Origin of the sequence: Actinophytocola sp., assembly GCF_036402745.1 — a bacterium.
In the GTDB taxonomy this organism is placed as follows: Bacteria; Actinomycetota; Actinomycetes; order Mycobacteriales; family Pseudonocardiaceae; genus Actinophytocola.
Map to the genome: position 1 here is coordinate 1 of NZ_DASWSJ010000277.1, position 18537 is coordinate 18537.

Sequence of the window (18537 nt, forward strand, 5' to 3'; positions counted from 1 at the left end):
ACGGTCCGCCAGGTCAGGGTCGAGGACCGCGTCCGCCAGGTCGAAGGCCTCGCGGATCGGGAGGTCCAGCATCTCCGCCGGGCGCATGCGCAGGGCGCGGACCGCGGCCACCAGCTCGCACGCCAGCACCTGCCGGTAGGCGGCCGCCGCCTCGCCGGCCTGGCGGGCTGCCTGGGTCGCGAAGCTCGCGTGGTCCTCGACGCCGCGGGAGACGATCGCGGTGCCCAGGGTCACCGGCAGCGCGGCCTGGCGCAGTGTCGCCAGCGCGTCGTGGGCCACGTACTCCAGGATCATCACCCCTGAGCTGCCCGGCGGGCCCGACGCCAGGAACGCCGGCAGGTCGGTGAACGACGGCTCGACGAGGTCCCCGAGGCGGGTGGCCGACAGCTCTGCCACGTGGTGCACCGTCGCGCGGGCCTGGTCCAGCGCGACCGCCACGTACGCCAGGTGGAAGTGCGCGTGGTGGAACACCTCACCCGCCGAGAGCGAGACCATCGGGTTCTCCGTCGACGCGTTGATCTCGATCGTCAGCACACGGCGGAGGTAGTCCAGCGCGTCCAGCGCCGGGCCCTGCACCTGCGGAAACGCCCGCAGGCCATAGGGATCCTGGATCCGCCGGCCGGGCTGCGGCACGCCGGCCATCCCCAGCAACCGGCGCAGCTCGGCGGCACACCGGACCTGGCCCGGGTGCGGGCGCGCCTCGTGCACGGGCGTCGCGTACGCCTCCGGGGAGCCGCCGAGGACCACATAGGACAGTGCGGCCACGGCGTGGCTCGCCCGCAGCAGCCGGTCCAGCTCCAGGGCCGACAGCACCGCGTCGGCGAGGGTGGCGGCGTTCGAGCTCATGAACGCCAGCGCGTCGCTGGTGTCCAGCGCGACCGGCGGCAGCGACCCGGTGGCCCACGGCCGCTCGCCGGACAGCGTCAGCGCGGTCTCGGCCAGCGCGGTCAGGTCGCCGGTGCCGATGGCGCCGGTGCGGTGCACGAGCGGGACCGCGCCCGCGGTCAGCGCGGTGGCCAGCGCGTCGAGCAGCCGCGGGTGCGCGCCCGACCCGCCGGCGGCCAGCTGGTTGAGCCGGATCACGAGCATCGCCCGGACCTGCCGGGCCAGCATGGGCGCGCCGGTGCCGCCGGCGTGGCTGCGCAGGAGCCGCCGGCCGTGCTCGGGGCCCGCGTCCTCGTCGACGGTGAGGTCGCGGTTGGCCCCGACGCCGGTGGTCCGGCCGTAGATCTCCCGCCGCGCGGACAGCTCGGTCACCAGCGTCCACGCGTCCTCGGCCCGCCGGAGCGCCTCGCGGGCGACCCGGACGGTCAGGTCGTTGTCGGCGACGCGTTCGACGTCCGCGCAGCCCAGCGTCCGCCCGTCCACCACCAGCTCACGATCACCCATCGGCGCTCCCGTACGAATACTGTCAACTGGCGCCATTGTGGACGTCCCGTCGATAGCATCGCCGGGATGCCCTCGGACACCGTCGACCACCTGGCTGATCGCCTTGCCGTGCTGGGGTTCCGGCACACCCCCGGCACCACGGCGGAGTTCACCATGGACGGTCGCGCGGTGCGCGTGGTCCGCACCAGCACCGGGCCCTTCGCCGAGGTGCTCGTGCTCGGCGAGCGCTGGGTGGACGCCGCGGTCGTCTCCGCCGCCATCGACGGGACCGTCCAGGATGGACCGTCGGTACGCACGCCGGCCGCCGCGTGCGCGGCCGCGCTCGGCGCCGCCCGGCTGCCCGCGTTCCGCCGCTCCGGCCGCGACCTCGACCACCTGCACCTCGTCGAGGTGTACTGGTGGGACGCGGTGCTGGTCCTGGAAGTCACCTACAACTACTTCGACGAGCAGCGCTACGAGTCCACCTGGGACTCCATCGAGGCCGACCGGGACGCGCGCTGGGAACCCGACCTGACCCCCGATCAGGCGACCGCGTTCGCTCACGCGCTGTGGCTGGCCACCGGGGGAGAGCTGGCCCGCGAGCCGGTCCGGGCCGGCCCGATCACGCTGCTGCCCATCCTCGGCGACCGGTGCGAGCTGCGCGTGCTGGAGTCCACTGAGCACCCGAAGTTGCTTGGCCGGCCGTGGTTCCTCGACATCGACCTGCTCGTCACGCTGCACACCACGCTGTGCCACCTACCGAGCCTGTTCGGGTAACTCGCGCGCCTTTCTCTCGTTGAACCGGCGACAACCTATCCCCTGCACGGATGACCCCTGATGGGGTGACCGAAAGGTAGGTACTTGTGAAACGTATCTGGCGGACCGCTGTCGCCGTGGTGACGAGCGGGCTGGCGGTGGCGGTGTTCGCGAGCCCCACGGCGGCGGCCGCGCCCACCGCGGCGTCGGTGACGGTGCACCGGCTCGGCGCGGTCGACGCGACCACGTGGACACCCGAGGCGATGCGCAACGCCGTTCCACTCGACCGGCTCCTGCCGAAGGCGGACGCGTCCGCCCTCACCCGGGACGTCCGGCGCGGCGCCCCGCAGGTCGTGCAGCCGACCGACTCGCTGCTCGACGGCCTGCTCCCGCTGGCGCTTCCCCAGACGGGCGGCGCCTGGACCGGCGGGGGCGCGGTGCAGAAGACCGCGGGCCGGGTGTTCTTCACCTACGCCGGCCGGCGGGCCTCGTGCAGCGGCAACGCGGTGACCAGCGGCAACAAGAGCGTCGTGATGACCGCCGGGCACTGCGTGAAGCTGGCCGGCGCCTGGCACACCAACTGGGTGTTCGTGCCCGCGTACAACAACGGCAACGCGCCCTACGGCACCTGGACGGCGAAGGCCACGTTCTCCACCCCGCAGTGGGTGGCGAGCGAGGACATCAACTACGACGTCGGCGCCGCGGTGGTCAGCCCGCTGAACGGGCGGAGCCTCACCGACGTGGTCGGTGGCCAGGGCATCGCGTTCAACCAGGCACGCGTGCAGTCGATGTACGCGTTCGGCTGGCCGGCGGCGTCCCCGTACGACGGCACGAAGATGATCTACTGCAGCGGCCCCACGTTCAACGCGCTGATCAGCGACGGCATCGGCCTGACCTGTGACATGACCGGTGGCGCGAGCGGAGGGCCGTGGTTCCTCGGCTTCAACGAGGGCACCGGCACCGGGATCCAGAACTCGGTGAACAGCTACAAGATCAACCTCGTCTCGATCTGGATGTTCGGCCCGTACTTCGGCGCCGACGCCCAGGGCGTCTACAACACCGCGCGGGCCGCCTGAGTCCCGCATCCGCTGGCGGGTGGTGCCCCTCGGGGTGCCACCCGCCAACGCTTAGTCTGGCCGGCGATGACGACTCTCCCCGATGACCTGACTGACGACCTGCGCACGCTCGCCATGGTCAACTACGGCCACTTCACGTCCATGCGCGTCGACGGCGGCCGGGTGCGCGGCCTGGGCCTGCACCTCGAGCGGCTGGACCGCGACGCCCGCGAGGTCTTCGGCCGCGGCCTCGACGCCGACCTCGTCCGCGCGCGGGTCCGCGAGGCGGTCGAGGGCCGCGACGGCCCGCTCTACGCCAAGGTCAACGTGTTCGCCCGCGACCTCGACCCGGACGTCGACGAGCACGAGCCGAGCCTGCTGGTCACCGTTCGCCCGCTGCCGGCGCGGGCCGGGTCGCCGCTGCGGGTCGGCACGGTCGCGTACGAGCGGGACCTGCCGCAGGTCAAGCACGTCGGCACGTTCGGACTGTTCCACCAGTCCCGGCTCGCCCGGCGGCGGGGCTTCGACGACGCCCTGTTCGTCAACAGGGACGGCGAGATCAGCGAGGGCTCGGCCTGGAACGTCGGCTTCCTCGACGGCGACACCGTGGTCTGGCCGAGCGCGCCCGCGCTGCCGGGGGTCGCCATGCATCTGCTGCGGGACGCGCTGACCGCGCGCGGCGTCCCGGTCGAGACGCGGCCCGTCACGCCGGCGGACCTGCCGCGCTTCCGGGCGGCCTTCGCCAGCAACGCGCTCGCGCCGGTCCAGGTGCTCGGGTCGGTCGACGACGTGCGGTTTCCCGGCGACGAGGCGGTCGCCCGGCTGCTGGCCGAGGCGTACGAGGAGATCCCGGGGGAGGTCCTGTGACGACCACGAGGCGGTTCGAGGGTTTCGGCGAGCACGCGGTCGACTTCTACGACGGGCTCGTCGCCGACAACTCCAAGTCCTACTGGACCGACAACAAGGCCACCTACCAGGCCGACGTGCGCGAGCCGATGGAGGCGCTGCTCGCCGAGCTGACCGCCGAGTTCGCCACCGACTTCGGCAGGGCGACCGTGTTCCGGCCCTACCGCGACATCCGGTTCGCCAAGGACAAGACGCCCTACAAGACCCACTGCGGCGGCGTCATCGAGCCCGGCCGCGGCGCGGGCGCGTACTACGTCGAGCTCAGCCCGGAGGGTGTGCGGACCGGCGGTGGCTGCTTCCACCTGCAGTCCGACCAGCTCGCCCGGTTCCGCACCGCGGTCGGCGAGGAGATCCACGGCGAGGCGCTGCGGAAGATCCTCGGCAAGCTCGAGAAGGCCGGCTGGGCGATCCAGGGCGACCAGCTGCAGACGAGGCCGCGCGGCTACCCGGCCGACCACCCGCGCCTGGACCTGCTGCGATACCGCTCGATGTACGCGGTGCGGACCTGGCCGCCGGACGACGTGCTGCACGAGCGCGGGCTGCTCGACCGGGTGCGCAAGGCGTGGCGGGCGGTGCGGGCCTTCAACGAGTGGGCACGTGACCATGTCGGGATCACCGAGCAAACGCGGCGCTAACTTTCTGGATCGATCAGGGTATTACTGCTCGGTACTTCGGGATCGTTCCAGCGAACAGCGCTAGGCTACGTACCCGTGAGTCGACGAGCGAAGATTGTATGCACTCTGGGGCCTGCGACAGCGACCGCGGAGAAGGTGCGCGACCTGGTCGCGGCCGGCATGGACGTCGCCAGGATGAACTTCAGCCATGGCAGCCATGGCGACCACAAGCAGGTCTACGACCTGGTACGGGCCGCCTCGGACGAGTCCGGCCGCGCGGTTGGCATCCTGGCCGACCTGCAGGGACCGAAGATCCGCCTCGGCACGTTCGCCGGCGGCCCGGTCGAGTGGCGCGCGGGTGACATCGTCCGGATCACCGTCGAGGACGTCGAAGGCACCCACGATCGCGTGTCCACCACCTACAAGGGCCTGGCCAAGGACGCGAAGCCGGGCGACCGGCTGCTGGTGGACGACGGCAACGTCGGCCTGACCGTCATCGCGATCGAGGGGCCGGACGTGGTCTGCGAGGTCACCGAGGGCGGCAAGGTCAGCAACAACAAGGGCATCTCGCTGCCGGGCATGGACGTGTCGGTGCCGGCGATGTCGGAGAAGGACATCGAGGACCTGGAGTTCGCGCTCCAGCTCGGGGTGGACTTCGTGGCGCTGTCCTTCGTCCGGTCCCCGGCCGACATCGACCTGGTGCACCAGGTGATGGACCGGGTCGGGCACGGGCGGCTGCCGGTGATCGCCAAGCTGGAGAAGCCCGAGGCCGTCTCGAACCTCGAGGCGATCGTGCTGGCCTTCGACGGCGTGATGGTGGCCCGCGGTGACCTGGGTGTCGAGCTGCCGCTCGAGCAGGTGCCGCTGGTGCAGAAGCGGACGATCCAGATCGCGCGCGAGAACGCGAAGCCGGTGATCGTGGCAACCCAGATGCTGGAGTCCATGATCAACAACTCCCGGCCGACCCGGGCCGAGGTGTCCGACGTGGCCAACGCGGTGCTCGACGGCGCCGACGCGGTGATGCTGTCCGGCGAGTCCAGCGTCGGCCGGTACCCGATCGAGACGGTCCGCACGATGGGCCGGATCGTCGAGGCGGTCGAGGCCGAGTCCGTCGTGGTGCCGCCGCTGACGCACGTGCCGCGGACCAAGCGGGGCGTGCTGTCCTACGCGGCGCGGGACATCGGTGAGCGGCTCAACGCCAAGGCGCTGGTCGCGTTCACGCAGTCCGGTGACACCGTCCGGCGGCTGGCCCGGCTGCACACCCACCTGCCGCTGCTGGCGTTCACCCCGACCCCGGCTGTCCGCAGCCAGCTGACGCTGACCTGGGGCGTCGAGACGTTCATGGTGCCGGAGGTCGACTCGACCGACCTCATGGTGCGCCAGGTGGACACCTCGATGCTGTCGATCGGGCGGTACCAGCAGGGTGATCTCGTGGTCGTGGTCGCCGGGTCGCCGCCCGGGACCGTGGGCTCGACTAACCTCATCCGGGTCCACCGGCTCGGGGAGGAAGACCACGCCTGAGCCGGTCCGCCGGTGTTGAGGGGTGGCGCATGACCGAAGCGGCTCGGCAGGCGGCCGCGGACCTGGCCGAGCTGCGCGCCGGTGCCCCGGACGGGATCGTGCACGGCCAGCCGGTGCTCGACCGGCTGGTCGCGCTGCTCGACCTGGAGCGGATCGAGGAGAACATCTTCCGCGGGGTCTCGCCCGCGCAGTCGCCGGTCCGGGTGTTCGGCGGCCAGGTGGCCGGCCAGGCGCTGGTCGCCGCCGGCCGGACCGTGCCGTCGTCACGCAAGGTGCACTCGCTGCACGCGTACTTCATCCGCCCCGGCGATCCGAGCATCCCGATCGTGTACGAGGTCGACCGCATCCGCGACGGCCGCTCGTTCACGACGCGCCGGGTGATCGCGATCCAGCGCGGGAAGGCGATCTTCGCCCTGTCCGCGTCGTTCCACGAGCCCGAGTCAGGCGTCGAGCACGCCGAGCCGATGCCCGACGTGCCGTCTCCCGAGTCGCTGCCCACCCGTGCCGAGACGATGGACAAGTTCGCCGACAAGCTGGGTGAGTTCGCGAAGCTGCCGCGGCCCATCGACGTCCGGTACGTGACCGTGCCGCCGTGGGAGCTGCGGGAGCGCGGGCCGAGCGAGGCCCGGTCGCAGGTGTGGATGCGTGCGGACGGGCGGCTGCCGGATGACGAGCTGCTCCATGTCTGTGTGCTGACGTACGCGTCGGACATGACGCTGCTGGACTCGATCCTGGTGCGGCACGGGGCTTATTGGGGGCTCGACAACGTCCTGGGCGCCAGTCTCGATCACGCGTTGTGGTTCCATCGGCCGTTTCGGGCTGACGAGTGGTTCCTCTACGACTGTGTCTCGCCCAGTGCTTCTGGGGCTCGGGGGTTGGCTACCGGGCGGTTCTTCGCGGCGGACGGGACGTTGATCGCGACCGTCGTGCAGGAGGGGCTGTTGCGGATCCTCGACTGACCGTCCGCGCTGCGCCGCCCGGTTGCTCTTCGTTGGTGATTGTCATCGCTCTCCCTGAGTAGGAGGATTTCTCACCAATCGCCCCCTGCACCCGGGAGTTGCTGTGAAGAGCCGTCGTTTACGTCCGTTCGTTCTGCTTGCCGGGCTGGTTCTGGTGATCGGCGCCGTGGGGTCCGTCTCGCCGGTGGCCGCCCAGGATCGAGGCGGTCTGGGGAGCGATCTGGACGGCATTCTCGCTGATCCGGGGCTCGCCGGGGCCGATGTGGGGCTCGTCGTCCGGACGGTGGGCGGCGAGATCGTCTACCAGCGCAGTAGTGACCGCCGCCAGCAACCGGCCTCCAACGCCAAGCTCGTCACGTCGGCCGCCGCCATGGAGGTGCTCGGGCCCGACTACCGGTTCACCACCACCGTCGCCTCGGCCGCTCGGCAGAAGGAGGACGTCCTCGACGGCGATCTCTACCTCAAGGGCACCGGCGACCCGACCGTGCTCGCCGCCGGTTACGACGCGCTCGCGAAACAGGTCGCCGACAAGGGGATCACGTTCGTGCGCGGCAAGCTCGTCGCCGACGACACCTGGTTCGACGACACGCGCCTCGGGCTCGGGTGGGCCTGGGACGACGAACCTTATTACTACAACGCGCAGGTCTCCGCCCTCACCGCGGCGCCGGACACCGACTACGACGCCGGCTCGATCGTCGTCAAGGTGAGCCCGGGCGCGAACGGCGCGAAGGCCACCGTGACGACCGTGCCGCCTACCGGGTACGTGACGCTCGACAGCACCGCCACCACCGGCGCGCCCGGCTCCGCCAACACGATCTCCGTCGACCGCGCGCACGGGAGCAACACCTTCACCATCACCGGCTCGATCCCCGCCGGCGGGGCCGCGACGTCAGAGTGGATGGCCGTCTGGGAGCCGACCGGCTACGCGACCGCCCTGTTCCGCGACGCACTCAAGGCCCACGGCGTCCGGGTCGCAGGTCCGACCACCCGCGGCGCCACCCCGGCCGGCGCCACGACACTGGCGACGCGTGACTCGATGCCGCTGAGCCAGTTCCTCGTGCCGTTCCTCAAGCTCAGCAACAACCTCCACGCCGAGATTCTCACCAAGGCCATGGGCCGGGCCACCGCCGGGCAGGGCAGCTGGACCGCCGGCCGGAACGCGATCTCCGCGACCCTCGCGGGCTTCGGGGTGCAGGGACGGCTGTCCCTCGTCGACGGGTCGGGGCTGTCCCGGATGGACCAGATCGCACCCGATCAGCTGGCCGCGCTGCTCGCCGGCGCGACCAGCCGGCCGTGGTTCCCGACGTGGTTCTCGGCACTGCCGGTCGCCGGGAAGGCCGACCGGCTGGTCGGCGGCACGCTGCGCAACCGCATGCGGGGCACCGCCGCCGAGGGCGCCGTGCACGCGAAGACCGGCTCGCTGACCGGCGTCAGCGGGCTGTCCGGCTACGTCGACACGGCGGCGGGCGAGCGGCTCGTCTTCTCGATGGTCACCAACAACACCATCGGCATCGACACCAAGAAGGTGGAGGACGCGGTCGCGATCCGGCTCGCCTCCGCCGGGAGCGGTGCGGCCGTCGCGCGGGCGCCGCAGGTCGCGCCGGGTGAGCGGCAGGGCGCCAACAACCGGGCCGACCTGGAGTGCAGCTGGGTCAAGGCCTGCTGAGAACGGAGAAATGCGACGGGCCCGGGATCGTTCGGGGGACGATCCCGGGCCCGTCGCTACGCCGGACGACCCGGGGGAGAAGTGGGGGAGACAGGTCGTCCGACAACGAGCGGCGGGTTCGGGGGGAGCCCCGCGCTCGTGGTCCGGAAGAGGCTCAGCAGCCAGGGGCGTTGAGCATGCCGAAGCTCGACGGCTCGGCGAGCACCACGGGCCGGCGCATCGGCGTGGTCACCTCGACGGCCGTGGGCTCGTCGTCGGTGGCCAGCAGGCACAGGTGCGCGGACAGGTAGGCGCGGCACGGCGCGGGGGTGCGGCCGAAGCGGCTGGTGCGGCAGCTCGGGCAACGGCCGAACTGGTCGGGCTCGTGCTCGTCGAGGACCGCCTTGAGCGCCTCGACGAGGCGGGGCAGCTCGAAGCGGGCCACGGTCGCGGCCGTGTGCTCGTCGCCGAACTGGGCGCGGTGGGTGATGTCGGCCAGGTACTCGGCCAGCGACGACTCCAGCTGACCGAAGATCGGACTACTCACCGTGACTCCCGTCGGGGTCGGCGGTAGCAGGGCGCTAACCTGGGCGAGTCCGAGTTGCGGCTTCGCGGTTCGTGCGTCAATTTGCAGCCCCAGGGTGCTTTGGTCAGGCGTGTCTTCGGCTGACGCCTTCGACTCGATTAGCAGCTTGCGACGAGACACCCGCATTTTGCAAGTTGCATTACCCGATCGGGTGATGCGGATCTGGCCGCAGTGGAGTTGATTACCGTGTGCATGCATTCTGAGCGTGGTTTCCGGGATTGCCCGACGATTGCTCGGAGCTCAGGTGAGAGCATCGGTCCAGACCAACCTTCGACCAAGGTGAGGTGATCCGGGTGGCACGAGGTCCCAGCCCGACGGTGCGCCGCCGGCGGCTCGCCAGCGAGCTGCGCCGGCTCCGCGAGGCCGCCGAGCTGACCATCGACGAGGTCGGTGAGAAGCTCGAGTGTTCGGCCTCCAAGATCAGTCGCATCGAGACCGGCCACGTGGGGGTCACCCCGCGCGACGTCCGGGACATGCTCGAGGTGTACGGCATCGAGGACGACGAGCGCGAGGCGCTGGTCCAGCTGTCGCGCGAGGCCCGCAAGAAGGGCTGGTGGCACGCCTACAACGAGGTGTTCACGGGCTCCTTCGTGGGCCTGGAGTCCGACGCGTCCTCGCTGCACACCCACCAGGCGCTGCTGGTGCCGGGGCTGATGCAGACCGAGGCCTACACCCGCGCGGTCCACCGCGCGATCCGCCCGGACTCGACCGAGGCCGATGTGGAGCGACGGGTGAAGGCCCGACTGACCAGGCAGAAGCTGCTCACGGACCCGCATCCGCCGGCGTACTGGGCGGTGCTCGACGAGGCGGTGCTGCACCGCACGGTGGGCAGCCCGGAGATCATGCGGGCCCAGCTCGAGCGAATGCTCGAGCTCGGAGCGCTCCCGCACGTTACGCTTCAGGTGGTGCCGTTCGCGGCCGGGGCGCATGCCGGTATGGAATGCCCGTTCCTCATCCTCGGCTTCCCCGAACAGGCCGATCCGGATGTGGTCTATGTCGAGAACACGACATCTGGTGTCTACTTGGAACAGCCGTCTGACGTGCACCGGTATACGTTGATGTTTGACCATTTGCGTGCGGCGGCGTTGAAACCTGACGATACCGTCGTAATGGTAGAGCGGGCGGCCGACCGGCTCGCCTAGCGTCGATTTCGAGAGGAGCAGAGGGTGACCGTTTCTGACCTGACAGGCGCCATCTGGCGCAAGAGCAGCCGTAGCGGTGCGGGTAACGACTGTGTCGAGCTTGTCGTGGCCAGGATCGGCGCAGCGGTGCGTGACTCCAAGAACCCGGAGGCTGGCCACATCGCGTTCGACGGAACGGGATGGAATGCCTTCATGGGAGTCATGAAGGAGGGACGTCTCGACAACGCCTGACCGTCCCCCCGGCCTGCGCCGGCTCTTCACCTTTCAAGATCAGATGATTGATTAGTGATCACCTAGCCAGGTGCTCTCCAGACCCTGGAGCACCGGCTTCTTCCCCGGCCTTACGCGGGCGCCTCAGCGCCGCAGGCCATCCCTTACCTCACCCCTTACGGCAGTCGCCGCCGGGTAAGGCCCCCCGCACGCCGGCAGTGCGTGACCTTCCGATGCCGCGCCTGGGGCCTCAGGACGAATCTCGACCTCAGCGACCAGCAGAGGAGATCGAGATGAACGTGACTCCGGAGATCGTCCGGGCCGAGATGGACTACCGGGTCGAGCGGGCCCTCACCGGGGCCGCCCTCGAGCACGTGCGCGCGGTGCGGCGGCTGCACCGCCCCTGGTACCAGCGGCTGTTCGACCACGAGCACACCGGCGAGGCATCGACCGAGGTTAATGGGCCGCCACTGGCCGCCTGAGGTGTGCGAGCATGCGTGCGTGGCGCGCCTCGGTTCCGGTATCCCCCTGGTGGCACGCGACCGGGAGCTCGGTCGGTTGCGGGCCGCGTTCGACCAGGCCGCCGCGGGGTCCGCGGCGGCCCTGCTCGTCTCCGGGGACGCGGGCGTCGGCAAGACCCGGCTGACCGACGAGCTGGCGGTGCTGGCCCGCGAGAAGGACGCCGTCGTGCTCACCGGGCGCTGCCTGGACGCCGGCGAGACCGGCCTGCCCTACCTCCCGTTCGTCGAGGCGATGGCCCAGCTGCCCGACCGTGCGCAGGCCCTGCGCGCGCACCCGGCGCTGGTCCGGCTCTTCCCCGACGCGATCCTGCCCACCGGCGAGAGGCCCGGGGGCGGCGGTGGCATGGCCGGTGTCGGCGCGGTCGTCGCCGGCGCGGGCGCACGCACGGGCGGCCGCGCCGAGCAGGACGTCGGCCAGCTGCAGCTCTTCGACGCCGTCCACGCGCTGCTCACCGAGCTCGCCGCCGACTCGGCCGTCGTGCTGGTGCTGGAGGACCTGCACTGGGCGGACGGCTCCACCCGGCGGCTGCTGGCCTTCCTCGTCTCCCGGCTGCGCGAGCAGCGGCTGCTGATCGTCGGCACCTACCGCGGCGACGACCTGCACCGCCGGCACCCGCTGCGGCCGCTGCTGGCCGAGCTCGTCCGGCTGCCGGCCACCGAGCGGCTCGAGCTCAACCCGTTCGACGAGGCCGACTCCCGCACGTTCGTCGTCGCGCTCGCCGAGGAGCTGCTGCCCGAGGACATGGTCCGCGAGGTCGCCGGCCGCTCGGAGGGCAACGCGTTCTTCGCCGAGGAGCTCCTCGCCGCCTACACCGAGAACGGCGCGGGCCTGCCCGCCACGCTCGTCGACGTGCTGCTGTCCCGCGTCGAGCGGCTGTCCGAGGGCGCGCAGCGGGTCATCCGGGTGGCGTCGGTCGCCGGCCGGCGGGCCCCGCACATGATGCTGCACGAGGCCGCTGGCCTGTCCGAGCCCGAGCTCGAGGAGGCGCTGCGCGAGGCCGTGCAGCACCACGTGCTCGTGGCCGCCCTGGACCAGCGCGTCGAGGTCTACGCGTTCCGGCACGCGCTGCTGCGGGAGGCCGTCTACGGCGACCTGCTGCCCGGCGAGCGGGTCCGGCTGCACGCCGCCTACGCCACGCACCTGGCCGCGGAGCGCGGGCAGCGCGGGATCGCGGCCGCGCTCGCCCACCACAGCATCGAGAGCCACCAGCTGCCGCAGGCGCTCGCCGCGTCCATCGAGGCGGCGCAGGAGGCCAAGTCCTCGGGCGCGCCCATCGAGTCGCTGCACCACCTGGAGCGCGGGCTCAAGCTGTGGGACGCGGTCGCGCCCGAGGACCGGCCGGCCGGCGCCGACGAGGCCGCGTTGCTGCGCGAGGCCTCGCACGTGGCCGGCAGCGCGGGCGAGCCGGAGCGGGCGGTCGCGTTCGCCCGGCAGGCGGTCAAGCTCACCGACGCCTCCGACAACCCCGAGGCCGCCGCGATGACCCGGCGCCGGCTCGCGTCGGCGCTGTTCGTCGTGGAGGGCAAGGAGGAAGAGGCGCGCCAGGTGATCGTGCGGGCCTGGGAGCTCGTCGAGGACCTGCCGGCCACCTGCGAGAAGGCCTGGGTGCTCGCGGTCTACGCGTCGATCCTGCGCGGCATGCGCGAGCCCGCCGAAGCGCGGACGTTCGCCGAGCTCGCCGTGCGGGACGCGCGGGTGGCCGGCGAGCCGGGCGTGGAGGCCGACGCGCTGATCACGCTGGGCGCGCTCGACGAGACCGAGGGGCGGGTCGAGCAGGGCCGGGAGCGGCTGCGGGAGGCGCGGCGGCTGGCGGTGGCCGACGACTCGCCGATGGTGGAGCTGCGGGCGCTGCACTACCTGGGCATGAACTACTACGAGCAGGGCGACCTCGACCCGGCGATGCGGATCATCGACGAGGGCGTCGAGCGGGCGAAGAGCAGCGGGCTCACCTGGGGTACCTACGGCTTCGAGCTGCGGGCGATGAAGGTGACCACCCGGTACGCGAGCGGCGACTGGGACCAGAGCGAGGTGGCCGCGGAGCCGCCGGGGCGCCGGGTGTCCAGCACGGTGTCGGCGCGGCTCGCGGCGGTCGGCAGCCACGTGATGGTGAGCCGCGGCCGGCTCGCCGAGGCGGCTCGGCTCGCGGCCGACCTCAGGTCGGAGTGGCACCGGGACTTCCAGATCGGCGCGGCCATGGGGGTCGCCGCGGCGGAGCTCGCGTTCTGGCAGGGCCGGCCCGAGGACGGCGTGGCCGTGGTGCGGGAGGCGCTGGCGTGGGCCGAGCGGGTCGGCGGCCAGTGGATGCTGGTCGGCATCCGGCTCGGCGCGCTCGGGGTGGCGCTGTGCACGGAGCTGGCCGAGCGGGCGCTGCGGCGGCGCGAGGACGGCGAGCACCGGGCCGCCGTCGAGGAGGGCGAGCGGCTGTTCGAGCACGCGCGGAACACCGCCCGCTACGGCCGGCCGCGCACCGGCGCGCTCGGGCCCGAGGGGCTGGCCTGGCTGGCGCGGGCGGAGGCGGAGCTGTCCCGGCTGCGTGGGGACGCCTCGCCGGACCTGTGGCGCGCGGCGGCCGAGGCGTTCGGCTACGGCGCGGTCTACGAGCAGGCGATCTGCCGGTGGCGCCTGGGTGAGGCGCTGCTGCGGGCGGACCGGCGCGAGGAGGCCGCGGCCGCGCTGCGGGCCGCCGACGCGGTCGCCGAGCGGCTCGGCGCCCGCCCGCTGCACGACGCGATCCGCCGGCTCGCCCGGCGCGCGCGGGTGCCCGTCGGCGACGGTCCCGCGCCCCGCGAGACGCTCGACCCGTTCACCCCGCGCGAGCGGTCGGTGCTGGGCCTGGTGGCGCTGGGGCGGACCAACCGGCAGGTGGGCGAGGAGCTGTACATCAGCGAGAAGACCGTCAGCGTGCACCTGTCCCGGATCATGGCGAAGCTCGGCGCGACCCGGCGGGCGGAGGCGGTCGCGATCGCCTACGACAAGGGGTTGCTGGAGGCCCCGGCGCCGTAGGCGGCGTTGTCGTGGCCGCCCTCTAGGCTTTTGCGGGTGGAGGACTGCCACTGCTGGATCTGCGCGGTGCCCGACGGGCTCGGCTCGCAGGACCTCAACATGGTGTGGCAGGTCCAGGAGCACGGCTGGAGCGTCGTCGCCGTGGCCGAGGAGCACGAGCTGCCGGGGTGGGCGTACTCCGTCGGCATGTGGCACAGCATGCGCGGTCCCGAGGTGTGCATGTTCGGGCTGCGGGGGCGCGACATGCACGCGTGGATCAACGCGGTCGGCCAGCAGGTCGCGGCCGGTCAGGCGCTCGCCGTCGGGCCGCGGCTCGGGGTGCTCGACGGGTTCCCGGTGATGGTCCGGGCGGTCCACGAGTCCTGGCACGGCGACCTGTTCGGGGTGGCGCTGGACTTCTACCGCTCGGCGCCGCCGGTGCTGCAGCTCATCTGGCCGGACCGGCACGGCGTGTTCCCGTGGGAGCCCGGTGCGGGACAGCGGTGTCGCGCCCACCAACCGTTGCTGTGGCTGCCGAAGGCCGACCACCCGCCGGGCGGGTGGACGCGGCTGGCCGAGCTGTCGGACTCGCCGTTCCCGGACGCGGGGATCAACGAGCTGGTCGTCGGCTCGAAGCGGGTCATCCGTGGCGAGGCCGCGATCGCCGGCGTCGTCCACACCCACGACGGCCGGTGGGAGTTCCTCGACGCCGTCACGGTGCGCGGCGAGGACGACCTGGGCATGGTGCACCTGCGCCACCTCGTGTCCGACCACCCGCACATCCGCGACTTCGCCGACCTGCCCCGCGGCCACGCGGCCTGGCAGCAGCCGGACGGGAACTGGGCCCGCTCCCCGCTCCATCCCGGCTGAGATTCACCCGATCAGGTTTCGGTGTGACGGTGCGGTTTCGTTGGGAGCAACGGGGTTCGTGAGCGCCGCTCGGGGAGACCGCCCGTTTCTCTGCCCGATCGGTCATCCGTCCCGGGTTCGCTGAGGACATAGCGTTCTCGCATGGCGAGTGAACCGGAGCTGCGCACCGGCGGCAGCGGTGAATGGGTGCTGTACCTGCAGCAGTCGCTCAACCACCACTACCGGCAGTCCGTCACCGCGGAGAGCGGCGAGTTCGACGCCGCCCTCGAAGCCGTCGTGCGGCACTTCCAGCGCCAGCAGGGACTGCGCCCCACCGGCGTGGCCGACGCCCCCACCTGGGCCACCCTCACCGGCACCGCCGCCCCGGCCGCCCAGCCGCACCCGGCCGGCCACCCCGACCACGCCGCCGCCGACCACGCGGGCGCGCTGCACGGCACCGGCGTCCACGCCGACCAGCACCCCGCGTCGTTCAGCGAGGGCGGTGCCCCCGCGCTCAAGTACAGCTGGCCCGACATCCCCATCGCGAGCGCCGCGGTGGACGCCGGCGCGGCCCTCGTCGAGCTCGAGCTCACCCTCACCGGCGAGTCCACCGTGGCCTTCCCGCACGGCCCGGCCGGCGCCACGCTCGACCAGCACGGGCTCAGCCTCGCCGCCGGCGCCGCGCTCGACGGGCTCACCAACGGCCTGTCGGTCAGCAACCTCGGCTCCGGCAGCCCTGGCCTCTCCGCCGCCGTCGGCACCGAGTTCCTCCAGGTCTCGGCGGGCCCGCTCACCCCGAACCGCATCGAGTTCAGCGGCAGCGCGCACCTGGACTACGAGGTCGCGACCGACCACGGCCACGCGAAGGTCACCGGCCAGGTCGGCTACAAGCTCCAGGTGACCGTCACCCCGCACGTCCAGCGCGAGGAGGCGCCGGCCACCGACACCGCGCCCAGCTGGGTCGAGCACCACGCCCAGGACCTCGCCGCGGTCGGCCTCGTCGTGCTCGTCGCCGCGTTCGCGATCGCCCTCGCGCCGGAGACCGGCGGGGCCAGCCTGATCCTGCTCGGCGCCTAGCCATGGACCACGTATTCCGCTACCGCTTGCCGGAGACCCCGGTCGCGGGCGCGGCCGTGGACATCGGCCACCTCGGCATCCGCATCGAGCTCCTGCTCACCGGCGACCTCGACGTCGTCGGCCGGGCCACCGAGTCCACTGTGGACGACGAGACGATCCGGGCCTGCGCGCTGAAGGCCCTGCGGGGCATGGCGAGCGGGGTGATGGTGCGTGGCCTCGGCTCGGCCACCCCCGCGATCACGTCCACCGCGGGACACGTGTTCACCCAGCTGCGCCACGAGTTCCCGGACACCGGGGTTTCCTTCGCCGGCCGGTGCGAGATCGACTTCGGCCAGCGCTGCGACTCGGCCGAGGTGACCGTGCGCGGCACCGCGGGCTACTCGCTCGAGGTGGCCACCAAGGGTCGCGCGAGCTCGGCCCCCGCGTTCGTCCAGCACGACGGCGCCCTGGCCTCGATCGGCGTGGTCGTGCTCGTCGCGGTGCCGATCGCGCCGGCCCGGCTGGTCGCCGGCGAAGGCGTCTGACCAACCGGGGCCGGCGCGCGGCTCAGCCGGCGACCAGCAGCTCGGACTCGGCCTGCTCGGTGATCCCGAAGGTGGTTTTGAACTCGTCGAACGTCGTCCAATGCTCCTGCGCGAGCGGGTCGAGCACGTGGATCTGCACCGCGTCCTCCTGCTTGCGGATCCCGGAGACGACGACGAAGTGGTTGTCGGACGGCGCGAACCAGGCCGGGCCGTGCGTCTTGAGCACCGAGGACCAGCTCGGCGGGTCGTCGAGGTTGCAGTTGATCGGGGACAGGCCGAGCTGCACGCCGTAGTCGTGGGCCTGGTGGGCGGCCACCGAGTCCCCCGCGTGGACCTCGGTGCGGATGGCGGCGGCATCCTTGCTGCCGCCACCCTTCGCGTTGAGCACGGTGGCGAGCGCGGCCGCCCAGCACAGCGACGCGTCGGTGCACGGGACGAGCGTCGCCTGCTTGTCCACGTTCTCCAGCTGCTTCTCCTCGTGCCCGAGCAGCTTCCAGATCTCCGCGTCCACCACCGCCGGGCCGCTGTACTGGTGCAGCTCCCGGAAGTGCGAGACCGCGTTGTCGGTCGTCGGCCCGTAGACGCCGTCCTCGGTGACGACCTGGATCTTGTAGAAGTAGTTCAGCATCTGCTGCAGGTACATGACCCAGCCGATGTTGTCGCTGTTCTCGTGCATCGAGATGGTGGGCGCCTTCTTGGCCGTCTCCGCCATGGGTGATCTCCTCCAGTGCGTGCCGTCACCCGCCGATGAGCACCGTGCTCACCGCGACGATCGAGCTGGTCGGCGCGGGTGCGGGATCGTTGCAGGTGTTGACCGTGTCGCCGGTCCGCGCGGCCGGCTTGTTGTTGATCAGCACGGTGGCGCTGCCCTTCATCACGATCCCGGTGTTGGTGGGCGGGAGCTGGAAGGGCCCGCCCTGCGGGATGTGCGGCGGCATGTTGGTGGCCGTGCTGCCCAGGGTCGCCGCGGGCATGCCGCCGATCAGGACGTTGGGGCTGCAGGCGCCGGTGATCGTGCCGGTGAACGGGTGCGGCAGCGGCGTCGGCACCGGCCCGCCGGGGGAGGGGATCATGATGATGTGGATGTCGGTGCCGACGACCTTGTCCCCCTGCTTCGCGGCGGGACTCACGGGGTACGCACCCAGCGTTTGGGCTCGGCCGGGGCCAGTGGGCCGCGGGGCTGGGCCACGTTCTGGCCCGACTCCAGGCGGATCTTCTCGGCCGGCTTCGCCAGGTCGGTGTCCGCGGTGGGCACGAACGGCGCGCTGACCGTGATCGCGAACGCCGCGCGGGCCGGCATGCCGAGGTTGCTCCACAGCGTGCCCGGGTCGGACTCCGCCACCCGGATGAGCACCGGCTGGCCGAGGCCCGAGAGCGTCTCCGGCATGCAGTCCGGCGGCAGCTGGTCGGTGAAGATCATCGTGCGCAGCGCGATGCCGAGCAGCAGGTGCTCCTCGTTGATCTTGGGTGCGCGCGCGGTGACCAGGTAGGACAGCACGCAGCGGCGGACCGGGTCGCGCCGGGCCAGCACGGTGCCGCGGGCGTCGCGGGTCTCGTCCCAGCCGGACTCGCGGCCGCTCTGGTCGTCGCGCAGCCCGTAGAGGAACAGGTCGATCGCGTTGGACGGGCGCTCGGTCTCCCAGGTGGGCCTCGGCGGGTCGAGCCGAACCATCGTGCCGGCCGGCAGCGACCGGCCGAGCAACACGCAGAGGGCCTCGTCGACGTCGGTGATCACCAGCCCAGTCTCGACTCGCGGCGCCCCTGCGCCCACGGGCGGGCGCCCGTCCTTTCAGCGCGCATCGGTTGCCCGAAGGGGCAGCT

19 protein-coding genes are annotated in these 18537 nt (G+C 72.2%); 14 read left to right on the plus strand and 5 right to left on the minus strand.

Annotated features, from left to right (window positions below):
- Positions 1–1389: aromatic amino acid ammonia-lyase (locus VGD70_RS26135; protein WP_331085827.1), on the minus strand; the 1389-nt coding region annotated here is incomplete at its 3' end.
- A 66-nt stretch (positions 1390–1455) separates the two neighbouring features.
- Here VGD70_RS26135 and VGD70_RS26140 point away from each other — a divergent pair.
- The 7 genes from VGD70_RS26140 (at position 1456) to dacB (ending at position 8845) form a co-directional block, all read left to right on the plus strand.
- Positions 1456–2145, plus strand: a complete 690-nt coding sequence (locus tag VGD70_RS26140; protein ID WP_331085829.1) for a hypothetical protein — start codon at positions 1456–1458, stop codon at positions 2143–2145.
- An 86-nt stretch (positions 2146–2231) separates the two neighbouring features.
- Positions 2232–3200: a trypsin-like serine peptidase gene (locus VGD70_RS26145; protein WP_414638058.1), complete on the plus strand. Its 969-nt coding sequence runs from the start codon at positions 2232–2234 to the stop codon at positions 3198–3200.
- A gap of 66 nt (positions 3201–3266) precedes the next feature.
- Positions 3267–4046, plus strand: a complete 780-nt coding sequence (locus tag VGD70_RS26150) for an aminotransferase class IV family protein (RefSeq protein WP_331085831.1) — start codon at positions 3267–3269, stop codon at positions 4044–4046.
- A complete protein-coding gene (locus tag VGD70_RS26155; protein WP_331085833.1) occupies positions 4043–4720 on the plus strand; it encodes a DUF2461 domain-containing protein in 678 nt (225 codons plus the stop codon). The genes VGD70_RS26150 and VGD70_RS26155 overlap by 4 nt, the downstream gene beginning before the upstream one ends.
- Before the next feature lie 75 nt (positions 4721–4795).
- Complete coding sequence (gene pyk / locus VGD70_RS26160) at positions 4796–6220, plus strand: pyruvate kinase (RefSeq protein ID WP_331085835.1); 1425 nt, start codon at positions 4796–4798, stop codon at positions 6218–6220.
- 29 nt (positions 6221–6249) lie between these two features.
- Positions 6250–7179, plus strand: coding sequence for an acyl-CoA thioesterase II (gene tesB / locus VGD70_RS26165; protein WP_331085836.1), 930 nt, complete (start codon positions 6250–6252; stop codon positions 7177–7179).
- Positions 7180–7333: 154 nt separating this feature from the next.
- Entirely contained in the window at positions 7334–8845 is a 1512-nt protein-coding gene (dacB, locus tag VGD70_RS26170; protein WP_331085838.1) for a D-alanyl-D-alanine carboxypeptidase/D-alanyl-D-alanine endopeptidase, read from the plus strand.
- A gap of 154 nt (positions 8846–8999) precedes the next feature.
- Here the strand turns inward: dacB and VGD70_RS26175 are convergent, their stop codons facing one another.
- The gene (locus tag VGD70_RS26175; RefSeq protein WP_331085840.1) at positions 9000–9371 is read right to left on the minus strand and encodes a hypothetical protein; all 372 of its coding nucleotides are present in this window, start codon (positions 9369–9371) and stop codon (positions 9000–9002) included.
- A gap of 332 nt (positions 9372–9703) precedes the next feature.
- On the opposite strand from VGD70_RS26175, the gene VGD70_RS26180 reads away from it, so the two are divergent.
- The 7 genes from VGD70_RS26180 to VGD70_RS26210 all read left to right on the plus strand — a co-directional run bounded on the left by VGD70_RS26180 (position 9704) and on the right by VGD70_RS26210 (position 16716).
- Positions 9704–10552: a helix-turn-helix transcriptional regulator gene (locus VGD70_RS26180; protein WP_331085893.1), complete on the plus strand. Its 849-nt coding sequence runs from the start codon at positions 9704–9706 to the stop codon at positions 10550–10552.
- A 24-nt stretch (positions 10553–10576) separates the two neighbouring features.
- On the plus strand, positions 10577–10783 hold the full coding sequence (locus tag VGD70_RS26185) for a DUF397 domain-containing protein (RefSeq protein WP_331085842.1): 207 nt from the start codon (positions 10577–10579) through the stop codon (positions 10781–10783).
- A 272-nt stretch (positions 10784–11055) separates the two neighbouring features.
- The gene (locus VGD70_RS26190; RefSeq protein ID WP_331085844.1) at positions 11056–11244 is read left to right on the plus strand and encodes a hypothetical protein; all 189 of its coding nucleotides are present in this window, start codon (positions 11056–11058) and stop codon (positions 11242–11244) included.
- Positions 11222–14287: a helix-turn-helix transcriptional regulator gene (locus VGD70_RS26195; RefSeq protein ID WP_414638059.1), complete on the plus strand. Its 3066-nt coding sequence runs from the start codon at positions 11222–11224 to the stop codon at positions 14285–14287. The genes VGD70_RS26190 and VGD70_RS26195 overlap by 23 nt, the downstream gene beginning before the upstream one ends.
- A 36-nt stretch (positions 14288–14323) precedes the next feature.
- Entirely contained in the window at positions 14324–15136 is an 813-nt protein-coding gene (locus VGD70_RS26200) for a DUF4262 domain-containing protein (protein WP_331085848.1), read from the plus strand.
- 141 nt (positions 15137–15277) lie between these two features.
- On the plus strand, positions 15278–16192 hold the full coding sequence (locus VGD70_RS26205) for a peptidoglycan-binding domain-containing protein (RefSeq protein WP_331085850.1): 915 nt from the start codon (positions 15278–15280) through the stop codon (positions 16190–16192).
- 2 nt (positions 16193–16194) lie between these two features.
- The gene (locus tag VGD70_RS26210; RefSeq protein ID WP_331085852.1) at positions 16195–16716 is read left to right on the plus strand and encodes a hypothetical protein; all 522 of its coding nucleotides are present in this window, start codon (positions 16195–16197) and stop codon (positions 16714–16716) included.
- Positions 16717–16738: 22 nt separating this feature from the next.
- On the opposite strand, the gene VGD70_RS26215 is transcribed toward VGD70_RS26210, so the two are convergent.
- The 3 genes from VGD70_RS26215 to VGD70_RS26225 are packed head-to-tail and all read right to left on the minus strand — an operon-like array spanning position 16739 to position 18451.
- Positions 16739–17428: a peptidoglycan-binding domain-containing protein gene (locus VGD70_RS26215; protein ID WP_331085854.1), complete on the minus strand. Its 690-nt coding sequence runs from the start codon at positions 17426–17428 to the stop codon at positions 16739–16741.
- 25 nt (positions 17429–17453) lie between these two features.
- Positions 17454–17846: a PAAR domain-containing protein gene (locus tag VGD70_RS26220; RefSeq protein ID WP_331085856.1), complete on the minus strand. Its 393-nt coding sequence runs from the start codon at positions 17844–17846 to the stop codon at positions 17454–17456.
- The gene (locus VGD70_RS26225) at positions 17843–18451 is read right to left on the minus strand and encodes a DUF4255 domain-containing protein (protein WP_331085859.1); all 609 of its coding nucleotides are present in this window, start codon (positions 18449–18451) and stop codon (positions 17843–17845) included. The genes VGD70_RS26220 and VGD70_RS26225 overlap by 4 nt, the downstream gene beginning before the upstream one ends.
- Positions 18452–18537: the final 86 nt, after the last annotated feature.

Bases quoted from the DNA above. Each gene is read 5' to 3' on its own strand.
- VGD70_RS26140 (WP_331085829.1), top strand. From the start codon at position 1,456: ATGCCCTCGGACACCGTCGACCACCTGGCTGATCGCCTTGCCGTGCTG.
- VGD70_RS26150 (WP_331085831.1), top strand. From the start codon at position 3,267: ATGACGACTCTCCCCGATGACCTGACTGACGACCTGCGCACGCTCGCC.
- tesB (WP_331085836.1), top strand. From the start codon at position 6,250: ATGACCGAAGCGGCTCGGCAGGCGGCCGCGGACCTGGCCGAGCTGCGC.
- VGD70_RS26190 (WP_331085844.1), top strand. From the start codon at position 11,056: ATGAACGTGACTCCGGAGATCGTCCGGGCCGAGATGGACTACCGGGTC.
- VGD70_RS26195 (WP_414638059.1), top strand. From the start codon at position 11,222: ATGGGCCGCCACTGGCCGCCTGAGGTGTGCGAGCATGCGTGCGTGGCG.
- VGD70_RS26205 (WP_331085850.1), top strand. From the start codon at position 15,278: ATGGCGAGTGAACCGGAGCTGCGCACCGGCGGCAGCGGTGAATGGGTG.
- VGD70_RS26210 (WP_331085852.1), top strand. From the start codon at position 16,195: ATGGACCACGTATTCCGCTACCGCTTGCCGGAGACCCCGGTCGCGGGC.
- VGD70_RS26215 (WP_331085854.1), bottom strand. From the start codon at position 17,428: ATGGCGGAGACGGCCAAGAAGGCGCCCACCATCTCGATGCACGAGAAC.